The 17,988-nt window shown below is 69.5% G+C and carries 17 protein-coding genes; 13 read left to right on the top strand and 4 right to left on the bottom strand.

Annotated elements, in window-relative coordinates:
• Positions 1 to 3 precede the first annotated feature (3 nt).
• Positions 4 to 378, bottom strand: a complete 375-nt coding sequence (locus ACT53R_RS06150; RefSeq protein ID WP_476170963.1) for an Mth938-like domain-containing protein — start codon at positions 376 to 378, stop codon at positions 4 to 6.
• A 25-nt stretch (positions 379 to 403) separates the two neighbouring features.
• On the bottom strand, positions 404 to 709 hold the full coding sequence (gene yhbY, locus ACT53R_RS06145; RefSeq protein WP_476170962.1) for a ribosome assembly RNA-binding protein YhbY: 306 nt from the start codon (positions 707 to 709) through the stop codon (positions 404 to 406).
• A 99-nt stretch (positions 710 to 808) separates the two neighbouring features.
• On the opposite strand from yhbY, the gene rlmE reads away from it, so the two are divergent.
• The 3 genes from rlmE to folP all read left to right on the top strand — a co-directional run bounded on the left by rlmE (position 809) and on the right by folP (position 4,359).
• Positions 809 to 1,441 carry a 23S rRNA (uridine(2552)-2'-O)-methyltransferase RlmE gene (rlmE, locus tag ACT53R_RS06140; protein ID WP_476170961.1) on the top strand — a complete coding sequence of 211 codons (633 nt, stop codon included), beginning with the start codon at positions 809 to 811 and terminating at the stop codon, positions 1,439 to 1,441.
• Positions 1,442 to 1,490: 49 nt separating this feature from the next.
• Entirely contained in the window at positions 1,491 to 3,386 is a 1,896-nt protein-coding gene (gene ftsH / locus ACT53R_RS06135) for an ATP-dependent zinc metalloprotease FtsH (RefSeq protein WP_476170960.1), read from the top strand.
• Between the two features lie 76 nt (positions 3,387 to 3,462).
• Positions 3,463 to 4,359, top strand: a complete 897-nt coding sequence (gene folP / locus ACT53R_RS06130; protein WP_476170959.1) for a dihydropteroate synthase — start codon at positions 3,463 to 3,465, stop codon at positions 4,357 to 4,359.
• Between the two features lie 632 nt (positions 4,360 to 4,991).
• Here the strand turns inward: folP and ACT53R_RS06125 are convergent.
• Both ACT53R_RS06125 and ACT53R_RS06120 read right to left on the bottom strand, forming a co-directional pair.
• Positions 4,992 to 5,672: a hypothetical protein gene (locus tag ACT53R_RS06125; protein WP_476170958.1), complete on the bottom strand. Its 681-nt coding sequence runs from the start codon at positions 5,670 to 5,672 to the stop codon at positions 4,992 to 4,994.
• 75 nt (positions 5,673 to 5,747) lie between these two features.
• Positions 5,748 to 6,836 (bottom strand): alkane 1-monooxygenase, encoded by a 1,089-nt coding sequence (locus ACT53R_RS06120; RefSeq protein WP_476170957.1) that lies wholly within the window; start codon positions 6,834 to 6,836, stop codon positions 5,748 to 5,750.
• A 136-nt stretch (positions 6,837 to 6,972) separates the two neighbouring features.
• On the opposite strand from ACT53R_RS06120, the gene putP reads away from it, so the two are divergent.
• The 10 genes from putP (at position 6,973) to ACT53R_RS06070 (ending at position 17,703) form a co-directional block, all read left to right on the top strand.
• Complete coding sequence (gene putP, locus ACT53R_RS06115) at positions 6,973 to 8,481, top strand: sodium/proline symporter PutP (RefSeq protein ID WP_476170956.1); 1,509 nt, start codon at positions 6,973 to 6,975, stop codon at positions 8,479 to 8,481.
• On the top strand, positions 8,471 to 8,722 hold the full coding sequence (locus tag ACT53R_RS06110; protein ID WP_476170955.1) for a hypothetical protein: 252 nt from the start codon (positions 8,471 to 8,473) through the stop codon (positions 8,720 to 8,722). The genes putP and ACT53R_RS06110 overlap by 11 nt, the downstream gene beginning before the upstream one ends.
• Positions 8,723 to 8,731: 9 nt before the next feature.
• Complete coding sequence (gene miaA, locus ACT53R_RS06105; protein ID WP_476170954.1) at positions 8,732 to 9,742, top strand: tRNA (adenosine(37)-N6)-dimethylallyltransferase MiaA; 1,011 nt, start codon at positions 8,732 to 8,734, stop codon at positions 9,740 to 9,742.
• A 128-nt stretch (positions 9,743 to 9,870) separates the two neighbouring features.
• Entirely contained in the window at positions 9,871 to 10,158 is a 288-nt protein-coding gene (gene hfq, locus ACT53R_RS06100; protein ID WP_476170953.1) for an RNA chaperone Hfq, read from the top strand.
• Positions 10,159 to 10,266: 108 nt separating this feature from the next.
• On the top strand, positions 10,267 to 11,619 hold the full coding sequence (gene hflX / locus ACT53R_RS06095) for a ribosome rescue GTPase HflX (protein WP_476170952.1): 1,353 nt from the start codon (positions 10,267 to 10,269) through the stop codon (positions 11,617 to 11,619).
• 51 nt (positions 11,620 to 11,670) lie between these two features.
• The gene (gene hflK / locus ACT53R_RS06090) at positions 11,671 to 12,792 is read left to right on the top strand and encodes an FtsH protease activity modulator HflK (protein ID WP_476170951.1); all 1,122 of its coding nucleotides are present in this window, start codon (positions 11,671 to 11,673) and stop codon (positions 12,790 to 12,792) included.
• Positions 12,789 to 13,652 (top strand): protease modulator HflC, encoded by an 864-nt coding sequence (hflC, locus tag ACT53R_RS06085; RefSeq protein ID WP_476170950.1) that lies wholly within the window; start codon positions 12,789 to 12,791, stop codon positions 13,650 to 13,652. Before hflK ends, hflC begins: the two co-directional genes overlap by 4 nt.
• Before the next feature lie 292 nt (positions 13,653 to 13,944).
• On the top strand, positions 13,945 to 14,130 hold the full coding sequence (locus ACT53R_RS06080) for a DUF2065 domain-containing protein (protein ID WP_476170949.1): 186 nt from the start codon (positions 13,945 to 13,947) through the stop codon (positions 14,128 to 14,130).
• Between the two features lie 257 nt (positions 14,131 to 14,387).
• The gene (locus ACT53R_RS06075; RefSeq protein WP_476170948.1) at positions 14,388 to 16,142 is read left to right on the top strand and encodes a hypothetical protein; all 1,755 of its coding nucleotides are present in this window, start codon (positions 14,388 to 14,390) and stop codon (positions 16,140 to 16,142) included.
• 268 nt (positions 16,143 to 16,410) lie between these two features.
• Positions 16,411 to 17,703 carry an adenylosuccinate synthase gene (locus ACT53R_RS06070; RefSeq protein ID WP_476170947.1) on the top strand — a complete coding sequence of 431 codons (1,293 nt, stop codon included), beginning with the start codon at positions 16,411 to 16,413 and terminating at the stop codon, positions 17,701 to 17,703.
• Positions 17,704 to 17,988 lie beyond the last annotated feature (285 nt).

The raw sequence follows: 17,988 nt of genomic DNA, 5'->3' as shown, positions 1-17,988 counted from the left end.
GCCTCAGCCCGCCAGCACGAAACCGGCGACCACGCGCCGGCCTTCGCCTGCCAGCACGTTGAACGTGCGCGCGGCGGCCGCGTTCGTCATGGTTTCCAGGCCGATGCCGCGCGACAGGCAGGCGGCCAGCGTCGCCGCCGGCGGGAAGGTCTGGCGGCCACCGCTGCCCAGCAGCACGACTTCCGGTGCCAGCGCGAACAGCGGTTCGAGGTCGGCGGGCGTCAGCGCCGCGGCATCGCGCACCGGCCAGTCCTCGACCAGCGTGTCGGGCGACAGCACGAAGCTCGCGGTCAGGCGACGGTCGTTGACCAGCGCCGAGGCGCCGTCGGCACCGCGCAGGACGTAGGCGTGGTCGGGTTGTTCGAGGTGGAGGAGCATGGGGCGATCCAGCGAACCGGGATGGTCACGCCCGCGGCAGCACGATCTGCCGGTGGTCCTTGCTCTGGCGGTACAGCACGGCGACGTTGCCGATGCGCTGCACGAGGGTCGCGGCGGTGCGGCCGGCCAGCTCGGCGATCATCGCGTCGCGGGCGTCGCGGTCCTCGGCGGCGACCTTCACCTTGATCAGTTCGTGGTGCTCCAGCGCCAGATCGACCTCCGCCGCCACCGCGTCCGTCAGCCCCTTGGCCCCCAGCTGGAGGATGGCTTTCAGGCCGTGGGCCTGGCCACGGAGGAAACGGATCTGGGCGTTGGTCAACGGACTGGGCATGCGCGAAAGGGAAGATGGGAACGGCGGGCAGGGTATCATGGCCCGCAGGCCGGCCCCGCCGGACCGGCGCCCCGTCCGTCCCCCTTCCGAGCGCCCCGCATGACCCGCAGCAAGAGCAGCCACCGCTGGCTCAGGGAGCATTTCTCCGATCCCTACGTCAAGAAGGCGCAGGCGGAGGGCATGCGCTCGCGGGCGGCCTACAAGCTGGAGGAGCTGGTCGAGCGCGACCGCCTGCTCAAGCCGGGCATGGTGGTGGTCGATCTCGGCGCCGCCCCGGGCGGCTGGTCGCAGTGGGTCCGCCAGGCGCTGGGCGACAGCGGCCGGGTGGTGGCGCTGGACATCCTCGAGATGCCTTCGCTCGCCGGCGTCGAGTTCATCCACGGCGACTTCCGCGAGGATGCGGTCCTGGCCCGTCTGGAAGACTTGCTGAACGGACAGCCCGTGGACCTTGTGCTCTCCGACATGGCGCCCAATATGAGCGGAGTGGATGCGGTGGACCTGCCGCGGGCCATGCATCTGGCGGAACTGGCGATGGATTTCGCCGACCGTCACCTCCGGCCCGGCGGCACCTTCCTGATCAAGCTGTTCCAGGGGGTGGGGTTCGATGCGTACGTCCGGGACTTGCGCGCCCGCTACGACCGTGTCGTGATCCGCAAACCGGCGGCTTCGCGCCGGCGCTCGACCGAGGTCTATGCCCTGGCACAGGGCCGACGCCCCGGGGCGCCCCGCTGAAGTCCTTCGAAACGATTCTTCTGAAAAGTCCTGCGGGACGAGCGACGGGATGAACAACTTGGGCAGGAATCTGATGTTGTGGGTGATCGTCGCCATCGTGCTGATGGCGGTGTTCAACCTGTTCGGCAACGGCGCCGGGCTCGGCGTGGCCGACAAGCCCCTGACCTACGACCAGTTCGTCGATCAGGTCCGCAGCGACCGCGTCACCAAGGTGGAAATCCAGGAAGACGGGATGACCATCCGCGGCGAACGCAAGGACGGCTCCAAGTTCTACACCTACAGCCCGGGCGACCGGGACATGGTCAACGATCTGATCAAGCACAAGGTCCAGATCGTGCAGAACCCGCCGTCGTCGGGTCGCAACATCTTCCTCGGCCTGCTGCTGAACCTGCTGCCGATCGCGCTGCTGGTGGGCCTGTTCTTCTACTTCCTGCGCCAGATGCAGCAGGGCGGCACCAAGGGCGCGATGTCCTTCGGCCGCTCGCGCGCCAAGCTGCTCAACGAGGACCAGACCAAGGCCACCTTCGCCGACGTCGCCGGTTGCGACGAGGCGAAGGAAGAAGTCGCCGAACTGGTCGAGTTCCTGCGCGACCCCGGCAAGTTCCAGAAGCTCGGCGGCAAGATCCCGCGCGGCGTGCTGATGGTCGGCCCGCCGGGCACCGGCAAGACGCTGCTCGCCAAGGCGATCGCCGGCGAGGCGCGCGTGCCGTTCTTCAGCATCTCCGGTTCGGACTTCGTCGAGATGTTCGTCGGCGTCGGCGCCAGCCGCGTGCGCGACATGTTCGAGCAGGCGAAGAAGCACGCGCCCTGCATCATCTTCATCGACGAAATCGACGCCGTCGGCCGCCACCGCGGTTCCGGCATGGGCGGCGGCCACGACGAGCGCGAGCAGACCCTCAACCAGATGCTGGTCGAGATGGACGGCTTCGAGGGCGGCGAGGGCGTGATCGTGATCGCCGCGACCAACCGCCCCGACGTGCTCGACAAGGCGCTGCTGCGCCCGGGTCGCTTCGACCGCCAGGTCATGGTGGGCCTGCCCGACATCAAGGGCCGCGAGCAGATCCTGCGCGTGCACATGCGCAAGGTCCCGCTGAGCGACAACGTGCGCCCCGACGTGCTGGCGCGGGGCACCCCGGGCTTCTCCGGCGCCGACCTCGCCAACCTCGTCAACGAGGCCGCGCTGTTCGCCGCGCGCCGCAACAAGCGCGAAGTCGACATGCAGGACTTCGAGGACGCGAAGGACAAGATCTTCATGGGTCCCGAGCGCCGCAGCATGGTCATGCGCGACGAGGAGCGCCGCAACACCGCGTACCACGAGTCCGGCCACGCGGTGGTGGCGATGTCGCTGCCGAAGGCCGACCCGGTGCACAAGGTCACGATCATGCCGCGCGGCTGGGCGCTGGGCCTGACCTGGCAGCTGCCCGAGCACGACCGGATCAGCGGCTACCGCGACAAGATGCTCGAGGAGATCGCGATCCTGTTCGGCGGCCGCATCGCCGAGGAAATCTTCATGGGCGAGATGTCGACCGGCGCCTCCAACGACTTCGAGCGCGCGACCAAGCTGGCGCGCGGCATGGTCACCCGCTACGGCATGTCCGACGCGCTGGGCACGATGGTCTACGCCGACGCCGAGTCCGGCTACGGCATCCAGAACAAGACCATTTCCGAGGCCACGCAGCAGAAGGTCGATGCCGAGATCCGCCGCATCCTCGACGAGCAGTACGGCGTGGCGCGCAGCATCCTCGAGCAGAAGCGCGACGTGGTCGAGGCGATGACCAAGGCGCTGCTGGAATGGGAAACCATCGACGCCGACCAGGTGAAGGACATCATGGAAGGCCGTCCGCCGCGTCCGCCGGTGGGCAACGGCAAGGGCGACAAGGACAAGGACGACAGCCTGCCGCGGCCGCAGGCCCCCGCGATCGGCGGTCCCGCCGCGACGACCTGACCGCGTCCGTTTCCCGCTTGCCAGTGTTCCCGCGAAAGGCCAGAGTCCGCTCTGGCCTTTTTCGTGTCCGCTGCCCATGTTCGACATCGCCCCCCGGCTCGATTGCGCCGGCAGAGTCCTCGTCCTCGATCGCCCGCGGGTCATGGGCATCGTCAACGTCACCCCCGATTCCTTTTCCGACGGTGGCGCGCACGCCACCGTCGATGCCGCCGTCGCGCACGCGCTGCGGCTGGCGGAAGAGGGCGCCGACGTGCTCGACATCGGCGGCGAATCCACCCGCCCGGGCGCGGCCGAGGTCTCCGTCGACGAGGAACTGGCGCGGGTCATCCCCGTGATCGAACGTCTCGCACAGGCGACGCCGCTGCCGATCAGCATCGACACCTCGAAGCCGGAGGTGATGCGCGCCGCGGTCGCCGCCGGTGCCGGGATGATCAACGACGTGTACGCGCTGCGCCGCGAGGGCGCGCTGGACGCGGCGGCGTCGCTGCGCGTGCCGGTGGTGCTGATGCACATGCAGGGCGAGCCGCGCGCGATGCAGGACGCGCCGGACTACGACGACGTGGTCGCCGACGTCCACCGCTTCCTCGCCGAGCGCATCTTCTCGGCGGAGATGGCCGGCATCGACAAGAAGCGCATCGTCGTCGACCCCGGCTTCGGCTTCGGCAAGACCTCGGCGCACAACCTGGCGCTGCTGGCGCGCTTCGAGCGCTTCGCCGACCTCGGCGTGCCGGTGCTGGCGGGTCTCTCGCGCAAGCGCACCATCGGCGAGCTGACCGGTCGCGACGTGCCGGCCGAGCGCGTGCACGGCTCCGTCGCCGCGCATCTCATCGCCGTGCAGCGCGGCGCGACGCTGGTGCGCGTGCACGACGTCGCGGCCACCGTCGACGCGCTGAAGGTGTGGAACGCGGTCGCCGCGGTGCCGATGCCGAAGCCGAAAACGGCGGCGCCGGCGATCCGCTGGCCCGACGAATGAGGTCGGCAAAGGTTATGCACACGGGCTGTGGACAACCCTTGGAAGAACCCTGTGCACAACCGTCTGCGAGCCTGTCGTGGCGCGGCCTGCAGCGATCCGGCGAAATTTTCGCCACGCGTTGCGTCGCATCGGCGTGGCGGAAAAAGCATCAATCGCGTGCAGCCCGCACGGTGACTGGGCTGCAGCGCGCCGTCCACAACTTCGTGCACGGGTTGTCCACAGCGGCTGTGGATGACGCCTGCGGTGACGTCATGCGCGCGTGAGCACGCGTTCGCGGACGCGAGGCGATGGCGTGGAACATCATCGTCGCGCCGTCGATGCCGATGCCGGAAATCGCTCCGCCGATGCGCCGTCGTCGCAACGAGCGAGAACGGTGTCGGTTATGCACACCGCCTGTGGACAACCCTTGGAAGAACCCTGTGCACAACGCGCTGCGAGCCTGTCGTGGTGCGGCCTGCAGCGGTTCGGCGAAATTTTCGCCACGCGTTTTCCTGCGTCGGCGTGGCGAAAAAAGCGTCAATCGCGTGCAGCCCGCACGGTGACTGGGCTGCAGCGGTCCGTCCACAACTTCGTGCACGGGTTGTCCACAGCGGCTGTGGATGAACCCGTTTCGACGTCGTCGCGCGGTCGCGTCAGGCGTTGCGCAGGCGCAGCCAGATGCCGACGATCACCGCGATCACCAGCCCCAGCACCAGCAGGCGGCCGATGCGGAACGCCGGCCGGGGATCGACCGCCGACCGCACGTCCGCGGGCAGGTCGCCCTGGCCGACGATCACTTCCAGACCGACCGGATGCTGGTCGCTGTCGCGCTCGACCGACACCAGCAGCGGTGGGTGGTCCGCGCCGGGCGCGGGCAGTGTCTTCAGCACCGTGTCCGTCAGGATCGCGCCGGACTTGCGGTTGAGCGCGGCGTAGGCCTCGAACAGCCCCGGGCCCATCGCCGCGGCGAGTTCGGCGTCGCTGCGCTTGCCATAGGCGGCTTCGAGCTTCTGTCCGATCGTGCCCTCCGACGCGGTCTTCTCCATCCGCGACGGCGTGAACACCACCGTCATGTCGCCGAGCGGTGTCGTCGCGCCGTCGAAGCTGCCGCTGACGACGATGTCGCCCGTCGGATCGGAACTCGCCGAGATGGCGTACATCCGGTAGGCCACCCAGACCTCTTCGTCGGGATCGAGGGTTGCGGGCATCGGCAGGGTGATGTGGTCGCTGCTGCCCGGCGCCAGTGGCGTCGGCAGCGTCTGCCGGACGAGTTCGCCGGCCTGCGCGGCGATCGGCAGCAGGCCGCACAGCACGAACATGCCGGACAGCAGCATGCACATGCGCCGGAGGCATCTCGGGAGAAGCGTCATTATCGGGGTCCCCGCAAAGACGCGGAGGATGCCGCCCGCTCAGGCCGCGTGCAACGGCGCCGTGCGGGCGCGGAAGGCCTCGACCCGCGGGTCGATGATCCGGAACCACAGCGGCGGGCACAGCGCCAGCAGGAACATCGAGGCGTAGCCGCCGGGCAGTTGTGGGCTGTCGGCGTGGTGGCGCAGCACCTGGTAGCGGCGGCGCGGCACTGCATGGTGGTCGGAGTGGCGCTGCAGCTGGAACAGCAGCAGGTTGCTCAGCAGGTAGTCCGAGTTCCACGAATGCAGCGGCGTCGTGCGCTCGTAGCGACCGTCGGCCAGTTGACGGCGTTCGAGGCCGTAGTGCTCGATGTAATTGATGATCTCCAGCGCGCACGCGGCGAAGAATCCCTGCGCGACGAAATACGCGGTCCCGACCGGTCCCAGCCACAGCGCGAAGCCCGCGCCCAGCCCCAGCCATAGCGCGCTCCAGCCCAGCAGTTCGTTGCGCGGGCTCCACCACGGCAGCCCGCGCGCGGCGAGGCGCTGCGCCTCCAGCCGCCATGCGTTGGCGGTGTTGCGTACCAGCGCGCGCGGCAGGAAATGCCACAGCGATTCGCGGAACCGTGCGCTGGACGCGTCGGCGGGCGTCGACACGTGCACGTGGTGGCCGCGGACGTGTTCGACCTTGAAGCCGTGGTAGCCGACGGTCGTGAGCAGCAGTCCGCCCGCGGCGCGTTCGAGCCGGGTGTCGCGATGGATCAGCTCGTGGGCAACGTTGATCGCGAGCACGCCGCCGACGATGCCCTGCGACAGCAGCCAGCCGGCGATGCCGAGCGGGCCGAAGCCGGCCTCGACGAAGTGCCGGCCCGACCACAGCATCACCGCGACCTGCACCGGCAGGGCGGCGAGGGTCATCACCGCGAAGCCGCGGTCGCGTTCCAGCGCCGTCTCGTCGGCCGGGGCGGGATTGCGCGGATCGTGGCCCAGCGCGTAGTCGGCCAGCGGCACCAGCACGAACAGGAACACCAGCGGCCACCATGCCATCGCGTCGGGGTGGCCGGTGACTGCACCGAGCCAGGCCGCGCCCGGCATCAGCGCCGGCACGACGAACACGATCAGGAAGCCGAGGCGTTTCCAGAGCGGCATGCGGACGGGGCCGGGCAGAAGGACGATCCCGACAGGCTACGCCGGCCGCAAGGCCGCGCAAGCCCCCGGCCGGGCTGCGTCGCGCCGGCGCCGCGGGGTATCCTCGCCGCTTCCCGACCGCTGCCCGGAATCGCGCATGACCGCAGGCCAACCGCTGCTGATCACCTTCGGCCTCTACCTCGGCGCCATGATCCTGATCGGGTTCTGGGCGTGGCGGTCGACCCGCAGCTTCGACGACTACATCCTCGGCGGACGCTCGCTGGGCAGCGTGGTCACCGCGCTGTCGGCCGGCGCCTCGGACATGAGCGGCTGGCTGCTGATGGGCCTGCCCGGCGCGCTGTACGCCGGCGGCGTGTCGGAGGCATGGATCGCGCTGGGCCTGATCGCCGGCGCCTGGGCCAACTGGAAGTTCGTCGCCGGCCCGCTGCGCATCTACACCGAGCGCACCCGCAACGCGCTGACGCTGCCGGACTACTTCACCCATCGCTTCGAGGACAAACAGAAACTCCTGCGCGTGTTCTCGGCGGTGGTGATCCTGGTGTTCTTCGCCGTGTACTGCGCCAGCGGCATCGTCGCCGGCGCGCGCCTGTTCGAGAGCGTGTTCGGCGTGCCCTACGCGCAGGCGCTGTGGTGGGGCGCGGCAGCGACCATCCTCTACACGCTGGTCGGCGGCTTCCTCGCGGTCAGCTGGACCGACACCGTGCAGGCGTCGCTGATGATCTTCGCGCTGGTGCTGACGCCGATCGTGGTGGTGCTCGGCAGCGGCGGCGTCGGGCCCAGCCTCGCGCTGATCGAGCAGGTCGACCCGGGCAAGCTCGACTGGTTCAAGGGCGGCACGCTGGGTGCGGTCGGGATCATTTCGCTGATGGCGTGGGGGCTGGGGTATTTCGGCCAGCCGCACATCCTCGCCCGCTTCATGGCCGCCGATTCGCTGACCACCATCCCCAAGGCGCGCCGCATCGGCATGACCTGGATGGTGCTGTGCCTGTTCGGCGCGATGGCCGTCGGCTTCTTCGGCAACGCGTATTTCGCGCAGCATCCCGACCAGGTCGGTCCGGTCGCCGAGAACTCCGAGCGCGTCTTCATCCAGCTCGCGACCGTGCTGTTCAACCCGTGGGTGGCGGGCGTGCTGCTGTCGGCCATCCTCGCCGCGATCATGAGCACGCTCTCGTGCCAGTTGCTGGTGTGCTCCAGTGCGCTGACCGAAGACTTCTACAAGGGCTTCCTGCGCCCGAACGCCGGCCAGCGCGAACTGGTGTGGTTCGGCCGCGCGATGGTGCTGGCGGTGGCGCTGCTGGCGATCTGGATCGCGCGCGATCCGGACAGCCGCGTGCTCGGCCTCGTGTCGTACGCGTGGGCCGGCTTCGGCGCCGCGTTCGGCCCGGTGGTGCTGTGCTCGCTGTTCTGGGGCCGCATGACCCGCAACGGCGCGCTGGCCGGCATGATCGCCGGCGCCGCGACCGTGATCCTGTGGAAGGAGATCGCGGTGAAGCAGCACGGCAGCGGCCTCTACGAAATGGTGCCGGGCGTGATCGCGGCGACGCTCGCGATCCTCGTCGTCAGCCGCCTCGGCAAACCGCCTTCCGACGCCGTGCAGTTCACGCACAAGGGCGTGCAGGAGACGCTGAGGGTGCATGGGTACTGAGATCGTTCGCCTGCTGGGTGTACGTCGCCGCTGGCGCATGGTCCTGCTGGTGGCCATGCTGTCGATGGCAGTCTGCATCGCGCTGCTGGCGACCCGCTTGCGCGGTGAGGCCAGTCCGCAGGCCAACGCAGTGATGATGGCTTTGTCCGCCTCGACGCTGTTCGCATGTGTTGCATGGTGGCGGCATTTCCTTGCCTATCTCGCCATCAAGCGACTGCTGTCGAAATCCGCGGCGTCTTAAGCCACGTCCATGCCCGCCGACACCCGCCCCCTCGCCATCGCGCTGATGGGCCCGACCGCGTCGGGCAAGACCGCGCTCGCGCTCGACTGGGCGACGCGCTTCGGCGGCGAGATCGTCAGCGTCGACTCGGCGCTGGTCTACCGCGGGCTCGACATCGGTGCAGCCAAGCCGACGGCGGCGGAGCAGGCGGCCGTCCCGCATCACCTCATCGATGTGCGTGACCCTTGGCAGCCGTATTCCGCCGCCGAGTTCGCGGCCGACGCGCGCGCGGCCGTTGACGACATCATCGCCCGCGGGCGGCTGCCGATCCTCGCCGGCGGCACCGGCCTGTACTTCCGCGCGCTGCTCGACGGCCTGTCGGCGATGCCCGAGGCCGACGCCGCCGTCCGCGCGCAACTGGACGCCGAGGCCGCCGAACGCGGCTGGGCGACGCTGCACGCCGAACTGGCGACGGTCGACCCCGTTGCCGCGGCGCGCATCCACGCCACCGACCCGCAGCGCATCCGTCGCGCGCTGGAGGTGTACCGGGTCAGCGGCCGGCCGATCAGCGCCTGGCAGCGCGACGCCGCGGCCGGGCCGCGCTTCCCGTGCCGCGTGCTGCGGCTGGCGATCGCCCCGGTCGATCGCGCCGTGCTCCACGCCCGTATCGAACGCCGCTTCGACGCCATGCTCGCCGCCGGCTTCCTCGACGAGGTCCGCGCCCTGCGCGCGCTGCCGGCGCTGCGCGACCACCAGGCGCCGCTGGACCTGCCGGCGCTGCGGGCCGTCGGTTACCGCCAGGCGTGGGAACACCTCGACGGCACCACGGATGCCGCGACCTTCCGCGACCGCGGCATCTTCGCCACCCGCCAGCTCGCCAAGCGCCAGCTCACCTGGCTGCGCGGGCTGCCCGAGCTGCGCTGGTTCGATCCCGCAAAAGACATGAAACGTCTTGAAAACGCGATCAACGGCTTTCTTTTCGCGACCGGGGGAAGCAAGCCGGACGATCGTCCGGCTTCCGGTCAGCTCCCGGTTATGTAACCATCCGGGTTCCGGTGGGGGAGTCGCCTCGTTTCGGCGACCGGACCGGCTTGTCGCACATCACCGACACCAGAGCATCGTCAGCCGTCATGTTCCAGCCAATAACAAGACCCAAAACGGGGAGCACCATGTCGAAGGGGCAGTCCTTGCAGGATCCTTTCCTGAACGCGTTGCGCCGCGAGCGCGTTCCGGTGTCCATCTATCTCGTCAACGGCATCAAGCTGCAGGGCACGATCGAGTCCTTCGATCAGTTCGTCGTCCTGCTGCGCAACACCGTCAGCCAGATGGTCTACAAGCACGCCATTTCCACCGTCGTGCCCGCGCGCAACGTGCGCGTCGGCCCGGGTGGCGGCTACGTGCACGCGGCCGACCAGGACGACGCGCCGGCCGGCATGCTGCCGGGCGACCACGACTGACGCCGCGGGCGCCTTCCGGCGCCCCGACGCCAACCCCGTGATCCGGGATGCGGCGCTCCGGCGCCGCAGCGGTCATACTGCGCGTTCTTCATTGACGGACCTTCCGGTTTGTTCGAACGATCCCGAAAGGGCGAGACCGCACTGCTGATCCAGCCGCACGCCGGCGGCCCGCCCGAGCCCGACGTGCTGGAGGAGTTCGCCGACCTGGCCCGCTCCGCCGGCGCCACCGTCGCGGCCCTGCTCCATGCCCGCATCGACCGCCCCAACGCCGCGCTGCTCATCGGCACCGGCAAGCTGGAGGAAGCCAAGGTCGCGGCCGACGCCACCGGCGCCGACCTCGTGCTGGTCAATCATCCGCTGAGCCCGGTGCAGGAGCGCAACCTCGAAAAGGCGCTCGGCCGCCGCGTCGTCGACCGCACCGGCCTGATCCTCGACATCTTCGCCCAGCGCGCGCGCAGCCACGAAGGCAAGCTCCAGGTTGAACTGGCGCAACTTCGGCACATGGCCACGCGCCTCGTGCGCGGCTGGACCCACCTCGAACGCCAGCGCGGCGGTTCGATCGGCCTGCGCGGCCCCGGCGAAACCCAGCTCGAAACCGACCGCCGCCTGCTGCAGAAACGCGTCGAACAACTGCAGCGTCGGCTCGACAAGGTCGAAGTGCAGCACGCGCAGATGCGCCGCGCCCGCGTGCGCAGCGAACTGCCGCGCGTCGCGCTGGTCGGCTACACCAACGCCGGCAAGTCCACGCTGTTCAACGCGCTGACCGGCGCCGAGGCCTACGCCGCGGACAAGCTGTTCGCCACGCTCGATCCCACCGTGCGCCGCATCGCGCTGCCCGGCGGCGGCGTGGTGCTGGCCGACACCGTCGGCTTCGTGCGCGACCTGCCGCACGAACTGGTCGCCGCCTTCCGCTCCACGCTGTCCGAAGCGCGCGAAGCCGATCTGCTGCTGCACGTGATCGACGCCGCCGACCCGCATCGCGACGACCGCATCCGCCAGGTCGACGAAGTGCTGGCCGAAGTTGGCGCCGGCGATCTGCCGCAGCTGCTGGTCTTCAACAAGATCGACCGCATCGAAGGCGCCGTGCCGCGGCACGATCCCGCGGTGCATCCGACCGACGACGGCACCGTCGTCGACCACGGCCTGGACGAAGTCGCGCGCGAACGCGTGTGGCTGTCGGCGCGCGATGGGCTGGGGCTGGACCTGCTGCGCGATGCGCTGGCGGCGCGGCTGGGCCTGCGTCGCGTGCTCGGCCGCGTGCGCCTGCCCGCGCGTGCGGGTGCGCTGCGCGCACGCCTGTTCGCGCTGGAGGCCGTGCGCGCGGAGACGCACGAGGACGACGGCGGCTGGACGCTCGACATCGATCTGGCCCGCGCCGACGCCGAGAAGCTCGCGGCCGGTCCCGGCGGCGACGCGCTGGAGCCGCTGCTGCCCCGCAGCGCGGACGACGACACCTTGTAAACTGCCGGACGCGCCCGCATCCCTGCGGGGCACATCGGCTTCGGAGCGGGCATGGCCTGGAACACCCCCGGCAAAGGCGACAACCGAGATTCCTCTTCCGGCGGCGGCCGCGACCCATGGAAACCCCGTGGCGGCGGACGCGGCGGCGGCGACCTGCTGGCGAAGCTGCGCGGGTTGTTCGACGGTGGCGGTGGCGGCGCGGGCAGCCCGCTGCGCTGGCTGCCGGTGGTGGTCGCGCTGTGGCTCATCTTCTCCTGCTTCGTGCTGGTCACCGAGCAGGAACGCGGCGTGGTCCTGCGCTTCGGCAAGTTCTCGCGGATCATGACCCCCGGTCCCGGCTTCAAGTTGCCGTGGCCGATCGAGACGGTGGAGAAGGTCAACGCCACCGAGATCAAGACCCTCAGCGATACCGTGCCGGTGCTCACCAGCGACGAGAACATCGTCAACGTCGAGTTCAACGTGCAGTACCGCATCAGCGACGCCCGCCAGGCGCTGTTCGGTACCCGCGATGCCGAGATCGTGCTGAAGGAAGCCACGCTCAGCTCGGTGCGCGAACAGGTCGGCCGCTCGCCGCTGGACACCGTGCTCGGTGCGCGCGACGCGCTGGCGGTGGCCGCGCGCACGCGGTTGCAGAAGTCGCTCGACGCCTACCGCACCGGCCTGGTCGTCACCGAACTGAACCTGCCCAACGCGCGTCCGCCGGATGAAGTGAAGCCCGCGTTCGACGACGTGAACAGCGCGCAGCAGGACAAGGACCGCCTGATCAGCGAGGCCCGCGCCTACGCCGCGAAGGTGGTGCCCGAGGCGCGCGGCGAAGCGGCCCGCACCCGCACCGTCGCCGAAGGCTACAAGACCGCGTCCATCGCCCGCGCCACCGGCGACGCGCAGCGCTTCAGCCTGCTGTTGCAGCAATACCGCGGCGCCCCCGACGTCACCCGCAAGCGCCTGTGGCTGGAAACCGTGCAGCAGGTGCTGGCCGAGAACCGCAAGGTCGTCGGCGGCGACAGCCGCCAGGTGCTGTACCTGCCGCCCGCGCCGGCGCGCACGCCGACCGCATCCGCGGCGGCACCCGCGGCGCCCACGCCCGAGATGATCGCGCCGATGGTCACCGCCACGCCGGATGACGACGTGCGCAAGCCCCGCGGCACCGATCGCGAAGGAGATGGCCGATGAGACCGACCCTCTGGATTCCCGCCGCGCTCGCCGCGCTGTTCCTGCTGCTGACGACGACGTTCGTGGTGCCGGAAGGCCACACCGCGATCGTGCTGAACCTCGGCAAGGTCGTGCGCAGCGACCTCGGTTCCGGCCTGCATTTCAAGGTCCCGCTGCTGGAGAGCGCGCGCATCTACGACGCCCGCCCGCAGGTGCTGCCGGACGAACCCGATCGCTACCTCACCTCCGAACGCAAGGACGTGAGCGTCGACTACTTCGTGATCTGGCAGATCCGCGACACCCGTGCGTTCTATCGCGCCACCGCCGGCGACGAAAGCGCCGCGGTGGTGCGCCTGAAGCCGATGATCAAGGACGCGCTGCGCAGCGAGATCAACACCCGCACGCTGTCGCAGGTGGTGTCGGGCGAGCGCAGCACCTTCGCTGGTACCCAGTTGGAGACGATCAACAAGGGCGCGGCCACGCTGGGCGTGCGGATCATCGACCTGCGCATCAAGCAGATCGACCTGCCGACCGACAGCAAGGTGATCGGCGACGTCTACAACCGCATGCGCGCGCAGCGCCACCAGGTCGCCAGCCAGCTGCGGGCCGAGGGCGCGGAGCAGGCCAACGAGATCCGCGCCCGCGCCGATCGCGACCAGGCGGTGATCCTCGCCGAAGCCGAGCGCGACGCGCAGAAGCTGCGCGGCGAAGGCGATGCCGAGGCCGCGCGCCTCTACGGCACCGCCGCCGGTGCCGACCCCGCGTTCTACGCCTTCCAGCGCAGCCTCGAGGCCTACCGCGAGTCGTTCAAGGACGGCCAGGCGGTGATCGTGCTCGACAAGGACGATCCGTTCCTGCAGTACATGCGCAGCGATCGGTGAAGCCTTTCTGACGCATGGCCAAGTACGCTTGTCCATGTTGTCGGCGTGGGTATGCGCACACGAGTGGTGAGATTCCCAATCCGAACGAATACCTCGTCACCAGCGCCCATGCGTGGAACGCCATGCCGGATGCGGGTCTCGCGGCCGACGAGCTGTACGCGAGGGCCACGTTTCTGTACCGATGTGTCGCCTGTGATGCGATTGCGATCTTCTGGCAGGGGTTGGACGCACCACCCACCTGGTACTGCGTCAATGCCGATGCTTGACCGCGAGCGGTGATCAGGCTGTCTCCATGGCCGACCTCTGGACCGCACTCTCCCTCGCCGCCGTGATCGAAGGCCTGCTGCTGTTCGCCTTCCCGGGCGCATGGCGCCGCACCGCGGAACACCTGCTGTCGATGCCGCCGACGCGCTTGCGCGTGCTGGGCGCGTGCGTGATCTCGGCCGGATTATTCGGCCTCTACCTCATGCGCGGCTGATCGAACGCGCGCGCGCCATCCAGACGATCGATCGCACGCGCGCACCGCACGTGCCGATGCCGTGCAATCCGCCCGAAACCGTGACGCTTTCCGGCGCGCGCTTTCATTTTCTTCTGCGCCGTGATGAAGATGCGCCTGCGGGGTACGACGTCGTGCCGAAGGAATCGGAACACAACGCGTCGTGCGTCGCCACGTCGTCGGCATCGGCCGAGCGGCTGGCCGACGTTCCATTCGCACATGCTATGGAGAGGCTTGTCATGAAAGACACGATCCACGCACGCCGCCGCAACCGGACGCTGCGCCGCAGTCTCATCGCCCTTGCCCTGCTGTCCGTCGGCGCCTCCGCGCACGCCGCCACCTGCGTCGCCTACAACCCGGGCAACAAGGCGAACAAGCTCTACCTGCTGTATCCCACCGCGCCGCTGGCGTATCCCTCGTTCGGTTTTTCCGCCGGCTCGGTGACCAATCCCGCGGCACCGTTCAGTGCGGCCGACCTGCCCAGCTACACCGGCACCACCACCGCGCTGCGCGACGCCGTCACGCATGTCGTCGAACTGGATTACTGCGAGTTCAACGTGCAGGTGATCCCGACCTCGACGCTGCCGCCGGCCACGTTCGCGCGCCGCAACACGGTCGCGGTGACGACGAAGTCCGACATCGCCGACGGCCTCTTCGGCCTCGCGCAGGCCGTGGACACCGGTGATCCGACCGCCGTCGACTACGCCTACGTCTGGGGCAAGACCTACCAGGACTGGACCGGCGGCCCGGGCGGCGCGCTCAACGGCGCCAATTCCACGTTGGATCGCTGGGCGAACTCGATCGGCGGCACCGCGGCGCACGAGGCCGGCCACAACTACGGCCTCGCGCACAACACCACCGTCGCCGCCGGCGAGGACACCTACAAGCACCACGTGATGCCGGCCGGCGGCAGCCTCACCGCCGAGGACCGTGCCGGTTACCGCCGCCATTTCAGCGACGGCGAATTCTCCACGCTCGCGGCGAACGTCGGCCTGTCGCTGCAGACGATGTGGAACTGGGACCTGGTGAACCCGAACGCGGCCGCCGCGTACAGCCTCGACATGACCATCCTGTATCCGTCGACGACGCCCCCGGTGGTCGCGTGGTCGTACGGCGGCTGCAACAGCCCGTGGCTCAACCCGACGGTGATCGGCCCCACCGGTGGCGCGCAGGTGTTCCAGGGCAACACCTATTACCCGTACACGCTGCGCTGGAGCGCGCCCAACGGCGGCAGCTGCGTCGGTTCGCCCGGGCAGGCGCCGGGCGGCGTGCTGTTCCACATCGGCGCCACGTTCACCACGGTGAACTTCAGCCTCAACACGCCGAACCCGATCGTCATCAAGGACGTGATCCTGCGCGACAGCGGCGGCACCGCGATGACGCTCAACCCGCGCCTGCATGCCTTCGACGCCGGCACGCTGGACACCATCAACGGTACGCTCAACCTCGGCGTGTTCAACGCGAACGCCGCCGCGGCCCCGCTGCAACTGGCCAACCTGCGCATGCAGGAACTGCCGCGCGTGCAGGCGCTGGACCAGATGGTGCCGGGCGGACGCATCGCCGACTTCACCGGCATGCCGTTCGAGCCCTGGGCCAACACCACGCGCACGCTGGTGGACAAGGCCACGACCATCGAGCCCGGCCGCGGCCTGAGCCTGCCGATCGCCAAGCTCGACCAGCCGCGCCACGTGTACGAGGTGATCACCGCCGACGACTGCCTCAAGGCGCTGGCCGACCGCCTGACCAGCGGGCCCGACACCACCGACTGCTTCCCGGGCACCAACATCGACCTGTTCCCGTCGACCACGATGTACTTCATCGGCGACAGCATCGACCCCGCCGCCACCTACTGGGATCCGGTCAGGAAGGCCTACGTCCGTGGCCCGCTGACCAGCCGCACCTACTACCAGGTGACCGGTCGCCGGCTCGACACCAACAAGAACGGCATCGACGACTATATCGACCGCCAGCAGGCCAAGGCCGGCGCCCGCTGACCCGCGTCCGCCGACCCCGTGCCGCGGGATGTCCGGCCCCGCCGTTCATCCCGCGGCCGGCAAAAAGCCGCGCCGAGGGTGGCCCCCGGGGTCCGAAACCCGGATAATGCACAAAAGCCGGACGGGGCCCACGCCCCGCCGGCTTTTTCCGTGTCGGAGGGTCCACATCGTTGCAGGAGCGCCGGGAGGCGCGACCTGGACATGACCCTCGTCGACGCATCAGGTCGCGCCTCCCGGCGCTCCTGCAACAAACATCCGGAGTCAGGTCATGGGTCAATCAGTGGTGGTGTTGGGCGCCCAGTGGGGCGACGAGGGCAAGGGCAAGATCGTCGATCTGCTCACCCAGGACATCGGCGCCGTCGTGCGCTTCCAGGGCGGCCACAACGCCGGCCACACGCTGGTGATCGGCGGCAAGAAGACCGTCCTGCACCTGATTCCCTCCGGCATCCTGCGCGACGACGCGCTCTGCCTCATCGGCAACGGCGTGGTGCTGCATCCCGGCGCGCTGCAGAAGGAGATCGCCGAGCTCGAAGCCAACGGCGTCGACGTGCGCAGCCGCCTCAAGATCAGCCCGGCCACGCCGATCATCATGCCGTACCACATCGCGCTGGATCAGGCCCGCGAGAAGGCCGCCGGCAAGGGCGCCATCGGCACCACCGGCCGCGGCATCGGCCCCGCTTACGAAGACAAGGTCGCGCGCCGCGGCATCCGCGTCGCCGACCTGCGCTACCCGGCCGAACTCGCCGAGAAGCTGCGCGCCGCGCTCGACTACCACAACTTCGTGCTGACCCAGTACCTCAAGGTCGACGCCATCGACTTCCAGCAGACGCTGGACGACGCGCTGGCCTTCGGCGAGTACGTCGAACCGATGAAGTCCGACGTCGCCGGCATCCTCCACGACCTGCGCAAGCAGGGCAAACGCGTGCTGTTCGAAGGCGCGCAGGGCTCGCTGCTCGACATCGACCACGGCACCTACCCGTACGTCACCTCGTCGAACACCACCGTCGGCGGCGCGCTGGCCGGCACCGGCGTCGGTGCGGATGCGATCGACTACGTCCTCGGCATCGCCAAGGCCTACGCCACCCGCGTCGGTGGCGGCCCGTTCCCGACCGAACTCGACGACGACGTGGGGCAGGGCATCCGCGACCGCGGCCAGGAATACGGCGCGACCACCGGCCGCCCGCGCCGCTGCGGCTGGATGGACATCGTCGCGCTCAAGCGCGCGGTCGCCATCAACGGCATCACCGGCCTGTGCATCACCAAGCTCGACATCCTCGACGGCATGGAGAAGCTCAAGATCTGCATCGCCTACGAGTACCACGGCAAGCGCAGCGAATACGCCCCGCTGGACGCCGACGGCTGGCGCGAGTGCAAGCCGGTGTACCTGGAATTCCCGGGCTGGAGCGAATCCACCGCCGGCATCACCGAGTGGGACAAACTCCCGCCCGCCGCCCGCGCCTACCTGCGCGCGCTGGAAGAACTCGCCGGCTGCCCGCTGGCGATCGTCAGCACCGGACCGGATCGCGACGCCAACATCATCCTGCGCGATCCGTTCGCCTGATCGCGGCAACGACGGCACTTCGTTGTCGTCAGCCGCAGGCGCGGCCTCATCGTCGTTGCGCGATGAGGCCTGCCTGGGCCGGCCCCGACCGCGACGCGAACATCATCCTGCGGGATCCGTTCGCGTAAGCAGCACATTTCTCGCTGTCATCCCGAGCCGAAGGCGAGGGACCCGCTTCACGCATCTCACGAAGCCCTGCATCGCGGGGCTTCGTGCTTTCCGGGCGCATGCATCGCGATGCCGATGCCGTGCGATTACGCCCCAATCACTGTCATCCCGAGCCGA

The organism is Lysobacter sp. DMC104, from assembly GCF_056313665.1.
The sequence above is the reverse complement of the archived record's forward strand: the minus strand, read 5'-3'. Positions and strand labels throughout refer to the sequence as shown.

Coding starts and splice junctions, on each gene's coding strand:
- ftsH (WP_476170960.1), top strand. CDS start 1,491: ATGAACAACTTGGGCAGGAATCTGATGTTGTGGGTGATCGTCGCCATC.
- miaA (WP_476170954.1), top strand. CDS start 8,732: ATGCCCGCCGACACCCGCCCCCTCGCCATCGCGCTGATGGGCCCGACC.
- hfq (WP_476170953.1), top strand. CDS start 9,871: ATGTCGAAGGGGCAGTCCTTGCAGGATCCTTTCCTGAACGCGTTGCGC.
- ACT53R_RS06125 (WP_476170958.1), bottom strand. CDS start 5,672: ATGCTGCTGTCCGGCATGTTCGTGCTGTGCGGCCTGCTGCCGATCGCC.
- hflK (WP_476170951.1), top strand. CDS start 11,671: ATGGCCTGGAACACCCCCGGCAAAGGCGACAACCGAGATTCCTCTTCC.
- ACT53R_RS06070 (WP_476170947.1), top strand. CDS start 16,411: ATGGGTCAATCAGTGGTGGTGTTGGGCGCCCAGTGGGGCGACGAGGGC.
- ACT53R_RS06110 (WP_476170955.1), top strand. CDS start 8,471: ATGGGTACTGAGATCGTTCGCCTGCTGGGTGTACGTCGCCGCTGGCGC.
- ACT53R_RS06120 (WP_476170957.1), bottom strand. CDS start 6,836: ATGCCGCTCTGGAAACGCCTCGGCTTCCTGATCGTGTTCGTCGTGCCG.
- yhbY (WP_476170962.1), bottom strand. CDS start 709: ATGCCCAGTCCGTTGACCAACGCCCAGATCCGTTTCCTCCGTGGCCAG.
- ACT53R_RS06080 (WP_476170949.1), top strand. CDS start 13,945: ATGGCCGACCTCTGGACCGCACTCTCCCTCGCCGCCGTGATCGAAGGC.
- putP (WP_476170956.1), top strand. CDS start 6,973: ATGACCGCAGGCCAACCGCTGCTGATCACCTTCGGCCTCTACCTCGGC.
- hflC (WP_476170950.1), top strand. CDS start 12,789: ATGAGACCGACCCTCTGGATTCCCGCCGCGCTCGCCGCGCTGTTCCTG.
- ACT53R_RS06075 (WP_476170948.1), top strand. CDS start 14,388: ATGAAAGACACGATCCACGCACGCCGCCGCAACCGGACGCTGCGCCGC.
- rlmE (WP_476170961.1), top strand. CDS start 809: ATGACCCGCAGCAAGAGCAGCCACCGCTGGCTCAGGGAGCATTTCTCC.
- ACT53R_RS06150 (WP_476170963.1), bottom strand. CDS start 378: ATGCTCCTCCACCTCGAACAACCCGACCACGCCTACGTCCTGCGCGGT.
- folP (WP_476170959.1), top strand. CDS start 3,463: ATGTTCGACATCGCCCCCCGGCTCGATTGCGCCGGCAGAGTCCTCGTC.